This window comes from Agrococcus sp. ARC_14, from assembly GCF_022436485.1.
Taxonomy (GTDB): Bacteria; Actinomycetota; Actinomycetes; order Actinomycetales; family Microbacteriaceae; genus Agrococcus.
The window spans coordinates 124,145-141,493 of the sequence record NZ_JAKUDO010000001.1 but is presented as its reverse complement, the minus strand read 5'-3'; the positions used below and the strand labels follow the sequence as shown (position 1 = coordinate 141,493).

The window sequence follows — 17,349 nt, the reverse complement described above, 5'->3', positions numbered from 1 at the left end:
GGTCAGCTCCGCTCGATCTTCTCGAGCTTCAGCATCTTGGCGAGCACGACGTCGAGGTCCTCGTCATCCCAGATGCGCTTCCAGTCATCCTTGATGATGGCGTCGCGGCCGTAGTCCATCGCCTCGAGGCAGGCCTCCGAGAACGGGTTCGATCCGCGCAGCGCGTTGGTGAGCGCGATGCCGATGTGGCCGTAGAAGAGCGCCTTGACGGCACCCTCGGGGATGCCGACCTCGGTGATCGCGTGATCCATCGAGTCCTTCAGGAACTGCCCGATCATGCACGCGGTGGTCTCGACCAGCGTCGGCTCGAGCTGCGCGAGCTGCTTGACGGTGACCCAGTGCACGTCGATCACGGGCGCGTAGATCGCGCGCACGACAGCCTCGACGCGCGCCTTGGCGGCCTCGTCGTCGCCCTCGAAGGCCGCGACGACCTCCTGCTCGGCCGCGATGCCGCCGAAGGTGTCTGCATACTCCTCGACCGTGGTGCGCTCGAGGAAGATCGACGGGTGCGCCGGGTGCGCGCAGGCCTGGTGCACGTCGTCGCGCGAGGCGAGCAGGCCGGCGTAGGCGGCCGCCGGGTCGAGCGTCAGCAGCACGGCGCCCGACTGCATGAGCGGCACCACCTGCTCCGAGACCGTGCCGAGCACCACATCCGGCACCGCCAGGATCACGACGTCAGCGGCGGGGACGGCGTCGTCCACGGTCGATGCCACGCGGCCGAGCTCCTGCAGGCGGGCCTGACCGGCCTCGGATGCCTCGGTGTAGAACACCGTCGCGTCGGTCAGGTTCAGATTGTTGGACACGCGCATGCCCATCTTGCCCGCGGCGCCGATGACGGCGACGGTGAGGCTCGCGTCGAGCTCGACGCGCTTGCCGAACAGCGGATTGAGTTCCTTGCTCACTGAGTGCTCCTTTGCTGGATGTGTCGGGGGAGGAAGAGTCAGGCGGCGGATGCGCGCAGGGCCGCGAGCGTCGCGTCGGTCCAGTCGCGCTCGAGGCCGACCGTCGTCTCGCTGTCGCCCTGCCAGGGCAGCCAGTGCTCGACGATCGCGGCGGGGGAGCGGCCGTCGGCGTAGACGGCGGCGAGCTCGTGCTCGAGGTCGAGCAGGCCGTCGCCCATGCGAGCGCCGGAGAGCGTGAAGCCCACCCATCCCTGCTGGCGGGCGAACGCGAAGTCCTTCACGTGCAGGTCGACCGTGTGCCTCGCGGCGGCGGCGATGGCGTCGACGGGGAGCTCGAGCGCGGCGACGACGTTCGCGGGGTCGAGGCAGATGCCGACCTGGGGCGTGTCGAGCAGCTCGACCGCCTCGACGAGCATCGTCGTCGGGATCTGCTCGTAGGTCTCGAGCGCGAGCGTCACGCCGGCGGCGGCGAGCGCGGGGGTCGACTGCCGCAGCCGGCCGACGACGTGGTCGAGGCCTCGGTCGGCGTCGTCGCGCTCGACCATCGAGCGCAGCACGCGCGCCTCGAGCGCCTGCGCGATCACGATCGAGCGGGCGAGGTGGTCGGGTGCGATGCCGCGCGTGCCGAGCTGCAGCTGCACGCCCTGGTCGTGGGCGCGATCGCGGAGGCTGCGGAGCGCGCTCGCGTCGTAGGCGAGGATGCGTGGGTCGTCGCAGATCTCGAAGACGTCGCAGCCGAGCTCGGCCGCGCGGTCGATCATCGCGTCGATCGGCAGCGGCTGCGGATGCTCGTGCCACTCCCAGAACAGCGCGTAGGAGCCGATCCCGATGTCCATGTCGAAAACCTCGTCGTCCAGAGATGGAGCGGGCGCCTGCATCGTCGTCCGCCGTTCGCGAAACGCTAGCGCGCAGGAACCCAATTGCGCAACCGGTTGACCAATTATTGCGGTGCGGCGGGCTACGCTCATCTCGTGAACCACGACTCGCTGCTCGACTCGCTGCGCAAGGCAGAGGTGGTGCCGTCCGTCAGCGGTTCGGTCGCGCAACAGCTGCTGGGCATGCTGCTGGGCGAGCACATGAGCGCCGGCGACCGGCTGCCGTCGGAGCGCAAGCTCACCGAGGCGCTGGGCGTCGGCCGCTCTGCTGTGCGCGAGGCGATCGCGGCGCTCGAGGTGCTCGGCATCGTGGTGACGAGGGCGGGCTCCGGCACCTACCTGCGCTCCTCCACCTCCGAGCTGCTGCCGCAGACCCTCTCCTGGTCGATGCTGATCGATCAGGATCAGATGGAGGAGCTGGCCGTCGTGCGCTCAGTGCTCGAGCGGGCTGCGGCCGAGCGCGCCGCGGAGGTCGCCACCGTGAAGGACGCCGATCGGCTGCACGCGATCCTGCAGGCGCAGCGCGACACCGCCAGCTCTCGTGCCTATGTCGACCACGACATCGCCTTCCATCAGCACATCGCGAGCCTGGCGCAGAACCCCATCCTCGACGATCTGCTCTCGACGACGCGCGCGCTGCTGCGCGTCTGGTTCGAGCACGCGGTCGACCGCGCCGAGGATGTCGAGACGGCCATCCGCGAGCACACCGAGATCGCGGATGCGATCGCTGCGGGCGATGCGGTCGCTGCCGAGGGTGCGATGCGGCGCCACATGGCGACCGCGACCGCGCGCATCCTGCGTGTCGCCGGCGACCGCTGAGCCGCGCACGGGGACTGCGCAGACCGGTCGACACGGCCGGGGAACGAACCGCCACTAGGCTCGCCCCCATGGGCGATCTGTTCGAGGACTACGACAAGCCCTTCGAGAATCCGCGCAAGCGCCAGGGGGAACCCTGGGATGAGATGTTCGAAGAGCACGGGGCGCCCCGCGCCTCATACAAGCCGCTCCACGACGCGCTCTCGGAGCTGACGAAGGACGACCTGCGCGCTCGCGCCGACGCGCTCGCCACCTCCTATCTTGCGCAGGGCGTCACCTTCGACTTCGCCGGCGAGGAGCGCCCGTTCCCGCTCGACGCGATCCCGCGCATCATCACCGCGGATGATTGGAAGCACGTGGAGTCCGGCGTGCAGCAGCGCGTGCGCGCCCTCGAGGCCTTCCTGGCCGACATGTACGGCCCGCAGCGCGCCGTCGAAGACGGCATCATCCCCGCCAAGCTGATCAGCACATCCACCCACTTCCATCGCCAGGCAGCCGGCGTGGTGGGCGCGAACGGCGTGCGGATCCACGTCTCGGGCATCGACCTGATCCGCGATCAGGAGGGCGAGTGGCGGGTGCTCGAGGACAACGTGCGCGTGCCATCGGGCGTCTCCTACGTGATGTCGAACCGACGCGTGATCGCGCAGACGCTGCCCGAGATGTTCTCGTCGATGCGCGTGCGCCCCGTCGGCGACTACTGCGACAAGCTGCTGCATGCGCTGCGCGCCGCCGCCCCCGCGGGCGTCGACGACCCGCGCGTCGTGGTGCTCACGCCCGGCGTCTACAACTCGGCCTACTTCGAGCACACGCTGCTGGCGCGCCTGATGGGTGTCGAGCTCGTCGAGGGCCGCGACCTGTTCACGAGTGGCGGCCGCGTCTACATGCGCACCACCGAGGGTCCGGCGCGCGTCGACGTCATCTACCGCCGCGTCGACGACGACTACCTCGACCCGCTGCAGTTCCGCGCCGACTCGATGCTCGGCAGCCCCGGGCTCATGCTCGCTGCGCGGCTCGGCAACGTCACCATCGCGAACGCGGTCGGCAACGGCATCGCCGACGACAAGCTCGTCTACACCTACGTGCCAGAGCTCATCCGCTACTACCTGGCGGAGGAGCCGATCCTCAAGAACGTCGACACCTGGCGGCTCGAGGAGCCCGGTGTGCTCGAGGAGGTGCTGCCGCGGCTCAACGAGCTGGTGGTCAAGCCCGTCGACGGCTCTGGCGGCAAGGGCCTCGTCGTGGGCCCCGACGCCACGGCGGAGGAGCTCACGGCGCTCGAGCAGCGGTTGCGCGACGACCCGCGCGGCTGGATCGCGCAGCCCGTGGTGCAGCTGAGCACCATCCCGACCCTCGTCGAGGACGGCGTGCGCCCCCGCCACGTCGATCTGCGCCCCTTCGCCGTCAACGACGGCAAGGATGTGTGGGTGCTCCCGGGCGGGCTCACCCGCGTCGCGCTCCCTGAGGGGCAGCTGGTCGTGAACTCCTCGCAGGGCGGCGGGTCGAAGGACACCTGGGTGCTCGCGGGCGCTCGCGAGCAGATCCCGGTGGTCGACCACGACGCCGAGTTCGGCGCGTCCGGTGAGCCGCAGACCCGTCCCGTCAGCATCGTCACCGGCAGCGAGCATCCGCAGGACCAGTCGCCGCAGGACGCCCCGAGGCGCAGCGGCCAGGCGGAGCAGCAGCAGCAGCAGCAGAGCTCGCTCGTCGGTCGAGGAGTCGCCGAAGGCGGCGTCACGAGACCAGCGAGCGCAGCGAGGGAGGGCGCAGCATGATGCTCAGCCGCATCGCCGAGAGCCTGTTCTGGATCGGCCGCTACATCGAGCGCGCAGACGGCACCGCCCGCATCCTCGACGTCTACCTCCAGCTGCTGCTCGAGGATGTCGCGGTCGACGAGGACACCGCATGCCGCGCCCTGCTGGGCGTCATGGGCCACGAGGCGCCGCCTGAGCGCACGCTGACCCGCAACGACGTCGTCAACATCCTCGCGATCGACCGCACCAACACCGCATCCATCGCCTACTCGGTCAACGCGGCCCGCGAGAACGCCCGCCGTGCTCGCGAGACCATCTCGACCGAGCTGTGGGAGGTGCTCAACGCCACCTACGCCAACATGCCCCGGCGCGTGAACAACGAGCAGGTGCACCAGATGTTCGGCTGGGTGCGTGAGCGTGCGGCGCTCGCGAGCGGCATGGCCGACGCCACCTCGAGCCGCGACGACGCGTGGAGCTTCTTCACGCTCGGCCGCTACATCGAGCGCGCCGACATGGTCGCGCGGCTGCTGGCCACCAGGGCGTTGACCGAGGCTTCCGGCCCCTCGTGGACCACGATCCTCCGTTCGGTGGGCGCCTACGAGGCCTACCTCCGCACCTACCGCGGCGTGCCATCCAGCACGAACGCGGCCGAGTTCCTGCTGCTCGACCGGCTCTTCCCGCGATCGATCCTGTTCTCGGTGCGGGGGGCAGAGCAGTGCCTCGACGACATCGAGCCGCGACGCGAACGCGTTGGCTACGTCGGGGCGGCAGAGCGGATGCTGGGCCAGATCCGCGCGGAGCTCGAGTTCCGGCCGATCCAGGAGATCATCGACGACCTGCCGACGGTCATGGACAAGGTCCAGACGACCACCACCGCCGTCTCGCATGCGGTCAGGGAGCGCTACTTCCCGACCCACAACATGCCCGCTTGGACCAGGGAGGCATCGTGAGCCGCATCCGCATCCGTCACACCACCGGGTACCGGTACGAGCAGCCGGCGGTCGCGAGCTACAACGAGTCGCGCATGCTGCCGTCGACGAGCGACGGCCAGTTCGTCATCTACTCGAACCTGGACATCCGCCCGAACACCTCGGTGAACACCTACGAGGACTACTGGGGCACGACGGTCGTCTCGTTCGACGTGCTCGCCCCGCACACCGAGCTGCAGCTCACCGCGACGAGCCTCGTCGAGGTGCGGCCCAGGCTCACCGGCGGGCGCGATCTCACCTGGGAGCAGCTCGAGAAGGTGTCGCTGCGCGCGACGCAGTACGTCGAGCAGCTCGGCCAGACCCTGCGCACCCGCCCGACCGACGATCTCGTGCGCGCGGCGCAGGAGATCAAGGATGCGTCGGAGTCGCCGGGCACCGCCGCGGCGGCCATCGCACGCATGGTCGGCGAGGAGATGGAGTACATGTCGGGCGTCACGCACGTGCACACGCTCGCCTCGGAGGCCTGGCCGAATCGCAAGGGCGTCTGCCAGGACATCGCGCACATCACCATCGGCGCGCTGCGCGCTGTGGGGATCCCGGCGCGCTACGCCTCCGGCTATCTGCACCCGAAGGCGGATGCGCAGATCGGCGAGACGATCCGCGGGGAGTCGCATGCGTGGGTCGAGTGGTTCACCGGCGAGTGGAACGCGTGGGACCCGACGAACCTCATCGACATCGGCGAGCGGCACGTGAAGGTCGGCCTCGGGCGCGACTACAACGATGTCCCACCGCTGCGCGGCGTCTACGCGGGTGCGGGCAAGAGCCAGCTCTTCGTGTCGGTGGAGATCACGAAGGAGAGCTGAGCGCGCGCGGCCCCGGCTCGCGCCGCTGCCCGCGGCAGGTGTGCGCGGTGGCAACTGGCAGGCGGCCGGTGTGCGCGTTGACGGGTGGTCGGCCGCACTTACGTGCGCCGACGGATGGCAGCTTGCAGGTGCGGGCGCCGGCCGGAGTGCGCCATGGCGCGTCACGACCCGCGCCCCTCAGGTTCGCAGCACGACCTGCTGCAGGGGTCGTCGGTCGACGGCGGGCGGGCGGCATCGCGGTCGCCGGCGGGCGGGGAACCGCTGCCGCAGTCGGGCTTCAATCGGCCCCGTCGTGCGGGGTGTCCGGCGCAGGTGGGGCACGAGCTGCCCGTCGGGCGGCTCGATATCGCGGACCGCTGGCGGTGGCGAGGGGTCTGGCAGTCTCACCGCGAGCGCGGCGGGTGCGGCATGTGCGAGCGCGGCGGATGCGGACGCGGCGGGTGCGGCATGCGCGAGCGCGGCGGGCGCGGATGCGGGTGCGGCATCTGCGGCCGCAGTGCTCGCGACGACCCCGGTGCGGCGGTTGCGCGCGTACCGGTCAGCCGGGCGCAGCTGTGCGATGACGCGCCAGGCCCCGGGTGTGCCGACGACGAGCAGCCGCCGGGCATGCACTTCGTGGTGGCAGTAGCTGCAGAGCAGGATGCCGTTCTCGACATCGGTGGGGCCTCCGTGCCGCCACCAGACCGCGTGATGCGCTTCGGTCCAGGCGACCGGCATGCTGCAGCCGGGGGTGGCGCAGCCGCCGTACTGCACGGCGAGCGCGCGGCGCTGGGCCCGGTTGAACGTGCGCTGCTCGCGGCCCAGCTGGAGCACGTGCCCCTCGTCATCGACGACCGCACGCTGCACGACGCCGTCGCACAGCAGTCGGTCGGCTGTCTCAATCGGCACGACTGAGCCGGTGTGCTCGATCGTCAGCGAGCGGTCACGGTGGTCGTCGCCTCGCAGATAGGCGCTGAAGGCCTCCATCGTGCCGGTCAGCACCAGCCGGGGGACCTCGCTGCCCGCGATGGGAGCGTCGCCGGATGCAGCGTGCGCCTCGACGAGCGCGATCAGCACGTCGTGCCGCTTCTGCTCGGGCGTGCGGTCGTCCGCATCGACCTCGACCTCGACCTCAACCGCCGCGTCGCTCTCGGCGTCGTCGTCGTCGTCGGTGAACGCCACCGGCCTGCGCGGCGAGGTGTACGCATCGAGCAGTGCCTTGAGCGCCGAGCCCTTCTCCGGCGGGCTGCACCCATCGAATCGCCAGATGCCGTCGGGCCGCTGCCACAGGCGCAGCGACCGCATCGCGTGCTGGCGCTCGCTGTTCGGCAGCACTCCGTCGGGATCGAGCACGGCTACGTAGGCGCGGGCCTGCATCACCAGCAGCTCGGGTGCCAGCGGCGCTTCCGGAGCGGTCGCGGCATCGACCAGACAGCCTTCCGCCCAGGCCAGCTGGGACAGGTCTGCGCGTGGTGCGGCGGGCGCGAGGGTGGTCACGATCGCGCGCGCCTGCGCGAGAGACAGCTCACCCTCGTCGAGTGCTGCCGCGACCCGTGGGTACTTGATCGCGATGTCCTGCCCGGTGAGGCCGACCGCGGCGGCCGTGGCGGTGGCCAACGAGAGCAGCTCGCCCGCGTCACGGCCGCGGATCCCGAAGGCGGAGGCGACCGCCTCCTTCGGATTCCGCGCACCGAGCAGGCGGCAGACCGACTCGTCGTCTGCGCCGGTCGAGCGCTCGGCGATGGCACCCGCCAGCCGCACCTGCTGCGCATCCACCACTCGGGCGAGCTCTGCCGTGAGCGCGAGCAGGTCGACGATGTCCTGGCGGGAGGCGGTGGCGAGCGAGTCGGCGTCGGCGTACGCCGCGCGGGCAGCGGCGACGACCGCTGCTGCCTGCTCGATCTTCGTCACCGTCGACTCCTCACCGTGCGACCACGGTAGGTGGGGCCACCCACACGCGATCGAATCTCTGTTGGGAAAGAATATGCGATGCCGCCCACACGCCGTCGACCGATCGGGCGACCTGTGGAGAACCGGCACCGCGGCCGTTTTCGGCATCGCGCGCCGCGGGCGCGCGAGCGCAGCGCGCACCAGTCCCGGCTCTCCGGCTCTAGCGCGTGTCGCCGGTCAGGCCTACCGTGGCTGGCATGTGCAGGAACATCACCATCCTCCGCGGCCTCGAGCCCGCGGCCGACGAGACCGAGGTCGAAGCCGCAGCGCGTCAGTACGTGCGGAAGGTCTCCGGCATCACGCATCCGACCGAGCGCACCCACGACGCCTTCGAGCGCGCCGTCGCAGAGATCGCGCACATCACGCGGCACCTGCTCGACGACCTGCCGGAGCGACGGCAGCCGCCGAAGACGGTGCCGCCGCTGCGCAGGCCAGAGGTGCAGGCGCGCATCACGGCGCGTGAGGCTGCCGCCGCCAGCTGAGACCCGACTACGGCGTCAAGATGAGATCGAAGTTCCAGGTCGGACGCTCGGTGCCCGGCTGGATCACGACGAGCTGTGGACCAGGCGGGATGTTGGCGCTCGCGTAGCCGTGCGCAACCTCTGTGCGACGTGCGGGTGAGGTCGTCCACAGCCACTGGTGCTGCACCGAGAGCACCATGCCGGGGCGGTCGCGGAACGCGAGCATCGCATACGTCCGTCCGTCCCAGAGCGCGACGTGGTCGCCGGCGCCGCTGCCTGCTCGCAGGAGGGGCAGGTGCCTGGCGTCGCGCACCTCGAGGGACCAGGGACCGGATGCGCGCACCTCGAGGTAGACGATCGGCTCGTTTGCGGTCACGAATCCGGTGCCGCGATAGTCGCCGATGCCCTGTGTCACCTGCCCGATGCGCTCACCGTCTCCGTTGAACGCCGTCACCCTGAACCAGCCACCCCCAGCGTTTGACTGACCACCCGTGACGACGGCGCGGTACACGCCCATCGGAAGCCCGACCATCGCGTTCGACGTGCCGCTGCCGGGACCTGAGGCACGCACGTTCGGGAACGTGCCGAAGCGGCGACCCGCGTCCTGCTGGATCGAGGCGAAGTTGCTGTTCGGCGCGATCCGCTCTGCGATCACGGTTCCCGGCGCGTACTCGAACTGCCAGTCCTCCCAGTACCCGCCGCCGCACATCCGCAACCGCAGCGCATCCGCCGTGATCCAGAACTTCGTGCCGATGCCGATCACGCGGGATGCCTCGAACCAGTCGACCTGCGAGGGGATGGCCTCGTGGTCGTGGCAGTAGCGGCCCGAGAGCATCATGATCGAGTCCTGCCGCGCGGCCAGCACCGATGCGCCGACCGTGTCACCGTGCCCGTTGCCGGCCACGAGGTAGACGTGCTCGGCGCTGATGCCGCCGACGAACGCCTCGATCACGCGTGCGTTGGTCGCGTAGCGGTCGGGCCCCGCGATGCGATCCATCGCCACGTTGAGGCCGAGGACGCGGTCGAGCGCCGTCCAGTACGACTGCGACAGCACGCTCGTGGCGCCCACGAAGACGACCTCACGGGTGCTGTTGAGCAGCGGCGCGACGCGCCTGGCCCAGGCGTTCGCGTCGCCCATCGCGGGCACGATCGCGCCGCCGATGCGCGCGGCGACGTTGCCGCTGGCGAGGCCGTCGGAGTAGCCGTTGCGGCCGATGACGAACACGGTGTCGAGGCGGCCGTTGTCGCGCTTGATGTGGGCGGCCAGCGCGAGCGCGCTGTCGACACGATCACCGGCGTTCGGGCCGACGCGGTAGATGGATGCGCGCGGCAGGATGCTGCGCACGTCGCGCCAGAGGGCATCGCTCAGCACGGTGCGCGCGCCGACGACGTTCACGTAGCGCGGGTTGAGCTGGCGCAGCCGCGCCTCGACCACGCCGGGCACGGAGTCGCGGCGCACCATGAGCACGTGCGCGCCGGCCGCGACGGCTGCCGGCGGCACGGCGAGGGCGTCGCCGCCGGATTCGCCGGACGTCAGGTAGACGGTGCTGCTGCGCGGCAGCTGCTGCGACATGAGCGCGCTCGTCGCATAGTGATCCTTGCCGCCGATCCACGACGGGGCGGCGGTCACCGCGGCCTGCGCGGCCTCCGGCGGAGCGAGCACGACGCCGGTGACGGCCGTCGCGAGCGCGGCGACGCCGGCGAGCAGAGCGCGCGCGATGCGAGTGGAGCGGGGGCGTGCAGAGCGGGATGCGGTGGTCATCATCGACACCTCGTGGACAGATCCGGGGATGCTGGGGACGACCGCCGGCCGGATCCGTCGATGGACGTCGTCGGGCTGAGAGTAGCAAGCCTTCAACTTCAAGTTGAGACTTCTTTGGTCACGATTCGGTATCGGGACGCAGCACCAGCAGCTCGCCGATCTCGCAGCCGAGCGCCTGGCAGATCGCCGTCAGCGTCGAGAAGCGGATCGCTCGGCCACGGTCGTTCTTCAGCGCCGACAGGTTCGCGAACGTGATGTCGACGGTGCGGCTGAGCTCTGTCAGCGTCATCCCGCGAGCTTCGAGCAGCTCATCGAGCCGACAGTGCACCCCGGTGGGTGCTTCTGACTTCTTCGCCATCAGATGAGACCCTCTGCCTCGTCCTGCAGCTTCGAGGCGCGCCTCAGCAGCAGCGAGCAGAAGCCGGTGACGACGCCGAGCGCGAGCAGCGAGAAGTCGAAGCCCTGCCAGTGCGGTGTCGGTGGGATGACCCAGGTCTCGTCGGATTCCCCGAACGTCGGCGTCGACGGCTCCGTCGGCAAGCCGGCCGCCTCGACTGCGAGCGCGACGGCCTGTGCCTCGAGCATCGGCGAGATGATCGCGACCGCGAGCATGCCGGCGGCGAGCACTCCGAGCATCACCGCAGTGCCGATGCCGAAGCTGCGCTTGCGCAGCAGCTGCACCGCCAGCCAGATGATCATCAGGCCCGCGAGCATCCCCACGGCGTATCGGGAGCCGACGCCCACCGACTCGAGCAGCACGGCGGTCGCGTCGGGGATGGCCGGCACGAAGTTGATCGTCGCGTACTGGATCTCGGCATCGGCGACGAGATCCGGGCGCACGTCGAGCGGGCTGGCGACCAGCACGTCGTAAGCGGCGTGGTTGCCGATCGAGATGTTCACGTGCAGCGCCGCGATCGCGAGCGTCCACACCAGTCCGATCGCGGTGGCGACGATCACGGCGATGAGGCCGCCGCGACCGAGCACCAGCCCGGCAGTGCGGCCGAGATCAACCTTGCTCATGCTTGCCCCTATCGTTCATCGCTATATCGAATAACGAGAGGCTATGTCACTGTGACGGCCTGCGCAAGCATCAGTTCGGCCATCCACCGGCGGTCGGCCGCAGGCGTCAGTCGCGCATCCGCTCCGCGATCTCGTCCATCACCCGCAGGATCGCCACCGACTCGTCGAGCCGCAGCAGCGCGCTCTCGAGCAGGCCGGCCGCGATGCAGCGCTCGACCTCGGCTGCCTGGAACTGCATCCCGCGGCCGTCCACCTGAGGCTCGTACGCCTCCACCACGGTCTGTCGTTCGGCGTTGGAGCGTCGCGAGAAGCCGATCCACTGGTAGAACGACGGGCTCAGCTCGATGACGCCCTCGGTGCCCGCGATCACGGCGCGGTTGGAGCCGAGCGCCTCCATCGAGAACGTCAGCGAGGAGATCCCGCCGCCCGCGTGCTCGAGGATCGCCGCGCCACGATGGTCGACACCGGCGTCGTCGACGACGCCAGAGGCCTGGATGCGCGCGACCGGCCCGAGGAACGCATGCGCGAGCGAGACGCAGTAGACGCCGAGGTCGAGCAGCGCGCCGCCGCCGAGCGAGGGCTCGATGAGCCGGCTGCCGGGGGAGAGGTCGAGCACCTGCGAGTGGTCGGCGGTGATGCTGACGATCTCGCCCAGCTCGCCCGCGGCGATGCGCTCGCGCACGGCCACCATGGTGGGCAGGAAGCGCGTCCACATCGCCTCCATCACGAACACGCCCTTCGCCCTCGCCGCGTCGACGAGCGTCTGGGCGTCGTCGCCGGAGGTCGTGAAGGCCTTCTCGATCAGCAGGTGCTTGCCTGCCTCGATCGCCAGCAGCGCGTGCTCGAGGTGGTGCGAGTGCGGGGTGGCGATGTAGATGATGTCGACCTCGGGGTCGGCGACGAGCGCCTCGTAGCCCTCGTGCACGTTCGGGATGCTGTGCTCGCCGGCGAAGGCGCGGGCGCGGCCCCCGTCGCGGCTGCCGACGGCGGCGATGCGGTGCCCGCCGGTGGCGAGGTCGCTGGCGAACATGTGGGCGATGCGGCCGGCGCCGAGGATGCCCCAGCCGAGGGAGGAGGTCGTCATGCCGAGACTCTACGGCGATCGCCTGTCGCAGAGATGCAGCCGGCTCGAGGCTTGATCAGCCGCACCCTGCCGCACTCGGATTGGCCATGCAGTCCCCGTTTGTCAGCACGGTGTCGACCTCGAACACCTTCACGCTCACCTCTGGCGCCTGCACTGGCAGCGAGCCAGGCACGGCGAACCAGCCGCTGCCGGCGTTGACCTCGGCGGTGAAGACGACAGTGACGGATGCGGTCACATCCTCCGTCGACGCATACGTGTGGCTCGTGGCGGTCTCCATCCAGGACTCCTCGGTGCCGCGCCATGCAGAGCCGGAGGCCTCGGTCTCCTCGACCGTGCCGTCGCCGTAGTCGAAGCGGTACGCGCTGGGAGTCCAGCGCACTTGGATCGCGGTGTCGAACAGCTCGCCGTCCATCGTGTGCGACTCCGCGGTCGCGTAGAAGTTCGTCGGCGTGCCAACGACACCCCACCCGTCGGGCTCGACCACGAGCTCTCCGACGATGGGCGTGAACCGCGCGACGTCGTCGATGGTGATCGGGCGGGTCTCCTCTGCAGGCGCCGCCACTGCAGCAGGATCTGCAGGCTCTGCAGGGTCTGCAGGGGCCACGCCGGGCTCGTCGATCGACGTCTGAAAGCAGAGCCCGGCAACGTCAGTCCACCGCTGGCACCCGTCACCGAGGGTCGGGGTCGCGCCGACACCGCTGATCGGGCGGTACTCGTCCTCAGGGCGCGAGCCCCCGCTTGGTGGCGACGGTGCTGCGACGCCTGCGGACGACGATCCAGCAACCACCAGTTCACCGGTCGCGGCGTTCAGCTCGCAGAGGTTCAGGCGCAGATGTGCTGCGGTGCAGAGTCCGCCGCCCTGCGCAGCCGGCACATTTAGACACGCGTAGGCGACGAACAAGCCAAGTGCGACTGCTATGCGCCACATACGGACCTATCTGGGATGGGATCAAGCGAACTCATTAGGAGGGGCGCGTCCGGTGATGTGCGTATGAAGCCTGCCTGCCATGCCGTCAGCCCAACCGGTTCGAGCTCAGTCCCGTCAGCATTGATCGTCACGATCTGGCTCTGGTCCGTGCAAAGCTGCAGCCGGACGTTGTCGGCTGTGTATTCCTGCAGCTCGGAGTTGGTGATGACTGGCACGCCTGAGCTCGAAACGCCTGAATCGAGGATGGGCTGTAGGTCGGCCACCCATGTTCTCGCCAGCTCCGGGGTTGCAAACTCCTCGAGCTCGCTCGCGCGAACTTCTCCGCGCGCAACCTGCTGATCTATCACTCGTTGGAACGCGTTGAACGTCGTCCGCGCTTCAGTCGTCAACTCCTCCTCGCTCGGCTCAGGCGCGCAGCCGACGAGCACCAGCACCGCCGACGCAGCGAGCGCGACACCTGATCCGAGCCTCCCGAGCATGGGGGCAGGTTACGCGACCGATCCGGATGCGCTCCGGCGCTCTCCACAGGAGCAGCCATCGGGGTACATATCGACACATCTCGAAACTCGTCGAAGAAATCTTGTGGATCGGCTTGCAATTCGCTCGGCGTTCGATATACCTTCGTGACTGCGAACTTCCGCGCCACGAGAAAGGAGGAGCTCGCAATGATGACGAAGATCACCAAGACTGCTGGAGCCCTTCTTCCGGGCGGGGTCTCCTAGCGGCAGAACGCAGCGGCTGAACGTCGGCGGTGCTCACGCAGCACCGCTACTGCCGGGCCAGGACTGGCTTGCACCCCCTGCGTTGTCCACCACCGCCACTCGCTGACACGCGACTCGCGCTCGCTCCGACCTGACTGCAGGTCGTGACGACCGCACTCGTCGCAATTCGCGCATCCGCGCCCATTCCATTGGGCCGCTGAGCGCGCAATCAATTCGCAATTCATTCAGCGATATCGCACGCCCAAATGCAGGGGCGATATCGCCATGCCAGAAAGCAGAACTCCATGTCTTCCATGACACTCGCGCTGCCGGCTCCTCGCCGGCTCGCCCTGAGTGCATCGCGGATGCTCGAGCGTTGGGCCATGCAGGCTCACCTCGACGAGCAGAAGCGTCGCGAGGCACGCGCCTACGAAGCGGCCGTTGAGGCTCGCGAGCAGCGCAGCCTCGATGTGCTCGCCCGACACATGCTGCCGTGATGCGCGCAGCACGAGCGGGGCCGCCCCATCGCGGGGCGGCCCCGCTTTGCGCGTCGGGCTATCTTGGTGCCGTGGACCGACCCCAGGAACCACCCGAGCCTGCCGCCCGCGCTGACGATTCCAGCGCATCCGGCGACCGCGCCCGACGTGTGATCGGCTCGATCACACCTCAGGCGAAGGAGGGGGCGAAGGTCGCAAAGAGCGAGGTCAAGCGGGCGCTGCCGCTGTACCGCGTCGCGATCGCCGTGCGCACCGCGCTCGCCGCGATGCTCGCCTGGCTGATCGGCAACCAGATGGGCGGCGAGCTCCCGAACTACGCCTACGCCGCGCCGCTCGGCGCCTTCGTCGCGGTCGGCACCACCGTCTTCACGATCGGGCGCACGGCGCTGCAGCAGGTGATCGGCATGACCGGTGGCGCGGCGCTGGGCCTGCTGACGATCGCGCTCGAGTGGAACGGCATCCTCGAGATCGGCCTGATCGGCGTCGTCGCGGTGCTGCTGCAGGGCGTGCCGCGCTTCAGCCAGGGCGCGTCGGTGGTGCCGGTGGTGGCGGTGCTCGTGATCCTCTTCGGCGGCGCGAACCCCGACGGCTACGCGATCGGGTACGTCGGCCAGTTCGCACTCGGCATGGGCGTCGGCGTGGCCGTGAATGCGCTCGTGCTGCCGGCGCTCTACGACCGCGAGACCCGCCGGGAGATCCGCGCGGCGGTCGCCGATCTTGCCGCGCGCGTGGACGTGCTCGCCGAGACCATGCGGGGCGACTGGCCACCGGAGCGCGAGGACTGGGCCGGCTGGGGCCCCGAGCTGCAGGCAGAGGTCGATCGGCTCGATCACCAGGTGGTCGAGGCGCGCGAGGCTCGACGCTTCAACGTGCGAATGCTGTGGCATCGACACGACCTCGACGTCGATGAGCGCGCGATGACGGCGCTGCGCGCGGTCGTGCATCGGATGGAGGATGTGCTCTCGGCAGTCGCGAGCACAGCGTGGGAGCGCCCCGTCGGCATCAGCATCGAGCACGACGAGCGGCAGCTCGCTGCCGACGCGATGGGCGCCTTGGCCGCCCACATGCACGCGTGGCACGCCCGCGGCGACGCGCCTGCCGCATCCGCCGCCTCGGGCGAGGCGATCGACGCGCTCTACCGGCGGGTGATCGACGCGGATGAGCCGCAGTCCGGGCTCGCGTCGGTGGTCTTCGCGCTGCGCGCGATTCGCGAGCGGATCGACTGGGCGGTGAGTCAGGACCCCGAGGCCTGAGGCAGCGCTGGCTCGGCTGCGAGGGGGCTCCAGACGGTCGCCCATATGGCTTGACCTCACGCGGCTTGCACACGGTGTGGCTTGACAGGCGCGCGTCGCCGTTCTACTGTCAACAATCAAACACCAGGTCGTTTCGCCCACTGCAAAGGAGCAGTCCATGAACCTGCACTCGCTGCTGCAGCGCCGCGCCGCAGACGCCGGCCCCATCCGCGTCGGTGTGATCGGGGCGGGCAAGTTCGCCTCGATGTTCTTGACCCAGGCATCGGTCACGCCCGAGCTTCACGTCATCGGCGTCGCCGACATCAACGTGCCCAAGGCGAAGGACGCGCTCGAGCGCACCGGCTGGAGTGCCGAGCGCTACGCCGCGACGAGCCTCGACGAGGCCGCCCGCACCGGGCTCACGGCCGTCGTCGACGACTCGATGGCGCTCATCGCGCACCCGTCTGTCGAGGTCATCCTCGAGATCACCGGCAACCCGCTCGTCGGCACCGACCATGCGATCGCCGCCATCGACAACGGCAAGCACGTGATCATGGTCAACGTCGAGGCAGACTGCATGGTGGGGCCGCTGCTGCAGCGCCGCGCCGCCGCGGCCGGCGTCGTCTACTCGATGGCCTACGGCGATCAGCCCGCTCTGATCTCCGAGCTGGTCGACTGGTGCCGCACGGTCGGCTTCGAGGTCGTCGGCGCGGGCAAGGGCACGAAGTACCTCCCCGAGTACCACTACTCGACCCCCGACACCGTGTGGGACCACTACGGCTTCAGTGACGAGCAGCTCGCCTCCGGCGACTTCAACCCCAAGATGTTCAACTCCTTCCTCGACGGCACGAAGTCGGCCATCGAGATGGCCGCGGTCGCCAACGGCGCCGGCCTCACGCCGCAGCTCGACGGGCTGGCGTTCCCGCCCGCCGGCGTCGACGACCTGCCGCACATCTTCCGTCCGCACGCCATCGGCGGCTCGCTCGACCATGCCGGCACGGTCGAGATCGCCTCGAGCCTTCACCGCGACGGCAGCGAGGTCGAGCGCGACCTGCGCTGGGGCGTCTGGGTCACCTTCGAGGCGAAGACCGACTACGCGGTGCAGTGCTTCGCCGAGTACGGCGTCAAGACCGACGAGACCGGCCGCTTCGGCTCCCTCTACCGGCCGTACCACATGATCGGCCTCGAGCTCGGGGTCTCGATCGCCAGCGCCGTGCTGCGCGGCGAGGCCACAGGAGCGCCAACGGGCTTCCGCGGCGACGTCGTGACGACCGCCAAGCGCGACCTTCGAGCCGGCGAGACGCTCGACGGCGAAGGGGGCTTCACCGTCTTCGGCAAGCTGCGCCCCGCCCGCTTCTCGCTCGAGCACCATGCCCTTCCCCTCGGTCTCGCACACGGCGCCAAGCTCATCCGCGATGTGCCCAAGGACCGCTCGGTCACCTGGGACGACGTCGAGACGGATGCGTCGCTGTCGGCAGTGCGGGTCCGTCGCGAGCTCGAGGCGGAGTTCCGCGCGGAGCACGCCGCAACGATCCCGTAACTGGTGACAGTCCGACTGTTGACAGTAGCAGTCCCCGCTTGCTTCACTCTCCACGACCC

17 protein-coding genes are annotated in these 17,349 nt (G+C 69.8%); 8 read left to right on the top strand and 9 right to left on the bottom strand.

Translation table 11 applies throughout. The features are described from left to right. Nucleotides 1-2 precede the first annotated feature (2 nt). Both MKD51_RS00705 and MKD51_RS00700 read right to left on the bottom strand, forming a co-directional pair. Nucleotides 3-902: a phosphogluconate dehydrogenase C-terminal domain-containing protein gene (locus MKD51_RS00705; protein ID WP_346986675.1), complete on the bottom strand. Its 900-nt coding sequence runs from the start codon at nucleotides 900-902 to the stop codon at nucleotides 3-5. A 38-nt stretch (nucleotides 903-940) separates the two neighbouring features. Next, the gene (locus MKD51_RS00700) at nucleotides 941-1,738 is read right to left on the bottom strand and encodes a sugar phosphate isomerase/epimerase family protein (RefSeq protein ID WP_240237048.1); all 798 of its coding nucleotides are present in this window, start codon (nucleotides 1,736-1,738) and stop codon (nucleotides 941-943) included. Nucleotides 1,739-1,873: 135 nt separating this feature from the next. On the opposite strand from MKD51_RS00700, the gene MKD51_RS00695 reads away from it, so the two are divergent. The 4 genes from MKD51_RS00695 to MKD51_RS00680 all read left to right on the top strand — a co-directional run bounded on the left by MKD51_RS00695 (nucleotide 1,874) and on the right by MKD51_RS00680 (nucleotide 6,136). After that, a complete protein-coding gene (locus MKD51_RS00695) occupies nucleotides 1,874-2,596 on the top strand; it encodes an FCD domain-containing protein (RefSeq protein ID WP_240237046.1) in 723 nt (240 codons plus the stop codon). A 68-nt stretch (nucleotides 2,597-2,664) separates the two neighbouring features. Further along, entirely contained in the window at nucleotides 2,665-4,365 is a 1,701-nt protein-coding gene (locus tag MKD51_RS00690; protein ID WP_240237044.1) for a circularly permuted type 2 ATP-grasp protein, read from the top strand. Continuing rightward, on the top strand, nucleotides 4,365-5,294 hold the full coding sequence (locus MKD51_RS00685; RefSeq protein WP_240240776.1) for an alpha-E domain-containing protein: 930 nt from the start codon (nucleotides 4,365-4,367) through the stop codon (nucleotides 5,292-5,294). Before MKD51_RS00690 ends, MKD51_RS00685 begins: the two co-directional genes overlap by 1 nt. Further along, complete coding sequence (locus tag MKD51_RS00680; RefSeq protein ID WP_240237042.1) at nucleotides 5,291-6,136, top strand: transglutaminase family protein; 846 nt, start codon at nucleotides 5,291-5,293, stop codon at nucleotides 6,134-6,136. The genes MKD51_RS00685 and MKD51_RS00680 overlap by 4 nt, the downstream gene beginning before the upstream one ends. A gap of 177 nt (nucleotides 6,137-6,313) precedes the next feature. Here MKD51_RS00680 and MKD51_RS00675 read toward each other — a convergent pair whose 3' ends face one another. Next, the gene (locus tag MKD51_RS00675) at nucleotides 6,314-8,026 is read right to left on the bottom strand and encodes an HNH endonuclease signature motif containing protein (protein WP_240237040.1); all 1,713 of its coding nucleotides are present in this window, start codon (nucleotides 8,024-8,026) and stop codon (nucleotides 6,314-6,316) included. 236 nt (nucleotides 8,027-8,262) lie between these two features. Between MKD51_RS00675 and MKD51_RS00670 the strand changes: the two genes are divergently transcribed. Further along, a complete protein-coding gene (locus MKD51_RS00670; RefSeq protein ID WP_240237037.1) occupies nucleotides 8,263-8,547 on the top strand; it encodes a DUF2277 domain-containing protein in 285 nt (94 codons plus the stop codon). Nucleotides 8,548-8,554: 7 nt separating this feature from the next. Here MKD51_RS00670 and MKD51_RS00665 read toward each other — a convergent pair whose 3' ends face one another. From MKD51_RS00665 to MKD51_RS00640, 6 genes are all read right to left on the bottom strand, one after another. Further along, complete coding sequence (locus MKD51_RS00665; RefSeq protein WP_240237035.1) at nucleotides 8,555-10,288, bottom strand: cell wall-binding repeat-containing protein; 1,734 nt, start codon at nucleotides 10,286-10,288, stop codon at nucleotides 8,555-8,557. Nucleotides 10,289-10,406: 118 nt separating this feature from the next. Continuing rightward, complete coding sequence (locus MKD51_RS00660; RefSeq protein ID WP_240237033.1) at nucleotides 10,407-10,646, bottom strand: helix-turn-helix domain-containing protein; 240 nt, start codon at nucleotides 10,644-10,646, stop codon at nucleotides 10,407-10,409. Continuing rightward, nucleotides 10,646-11,308: a hypothetical protein gene (locus MKD51_RS00655; protein ID WP_240237031.1), complete on the bottom strand. Its 663-nt coding sequence runs from the start codon at nucleotides 11,306-11,308 to the stop codon at nucleotides 10,646-10,648. Before MKD51_RS00655 ends, MKD51_RS00660 begins: the two co-directional genes overlap by 1 nt. 106 nt (nucleotides 11,309-11,414) lie before the next feature. After that, complete coding sequence (locus MKD51_RS00650) at nucleotides 11,415-12,392, bottom strand: Gfo/Idh/MocA family oxidoreductase (RefSeq protein ID WP_240237029.1); 978 nt, start codon at nucleotides 12,390-12,392, stop codon at nucleotides 11,415-11,417. A gap of 55 nt (nucleotides 12,393-12,447) precedes the next feature. After that, nucleotides 12,448-12,954, bottom strand: coding sequence for a hypothetical protein (locus MKD51_RS00645; protein WP_240237026.1), 507 nt, complete (start codon nucleotides 12,952-12,954; stop codon nucleotides 12,448-12,450). 353 nt (nucleotides 12,955-13,307) lie between these two features. Next, a complete protein-coding gene (locus MKD51_RS00640; RefSeq protein ID WP_240237024.1) occupies nucleotides 13,308-13,799 on the bottom strand; it encodes a hypothetical protein in 492 nt (163 codons plus the stop codon). Between the two features lie 527 nt (nucleotides 13,800-14,326). On the opposite strand from MKD51_RS00640, the gene MKD51_RS00635 reads away from it, so the two are divergent. The 3 genes from MKD51_RS00635 to MKD51_RS00625 all read left to right on the top strand — a co-directional run bounded on the left by MKD51_RS00635 (nucleotide 14,327) and on the right by MKD51_RS00625 (nucleotide 17,290). Then, entirely contained in the window at nucleotides 14,327-14,518 is a 192-nt protein-coding gene (locus MKD51_RS00635) for a hypothetical protein (RefSeq protein WP_240237022.1), read from the top strand. Between the two features lie 71 nt (nucleotides 14,519-14,589). Continuing rightward, complete coding sequence (locus MKD51_RS00630; RefSeq protein ID WP_240237019.1) at nucleotides 14,590-15,771, top strand: hypothetical protein; 1,182 nt, start codon at nucleotides 14,590-14,592, stop codon at nucleotides 15,769-15,771. Nucleotides 15,772-15,928: 157 nt separating this feature from the next. After that, complete coding sequence (locus tag MKD51_RS00625; protein ID WP_240237017.1) at nucleotides 15,929-17,290, top strand: Gfo/Idh/MocA family oxidoreductase; 1,362 nt, start codon at nucleotides 15,929-15,931, stop codon at nucleotides 17,288-17,290. Nucleotides 17,291-17,349 lie beyond the last annotated feature (59 nt).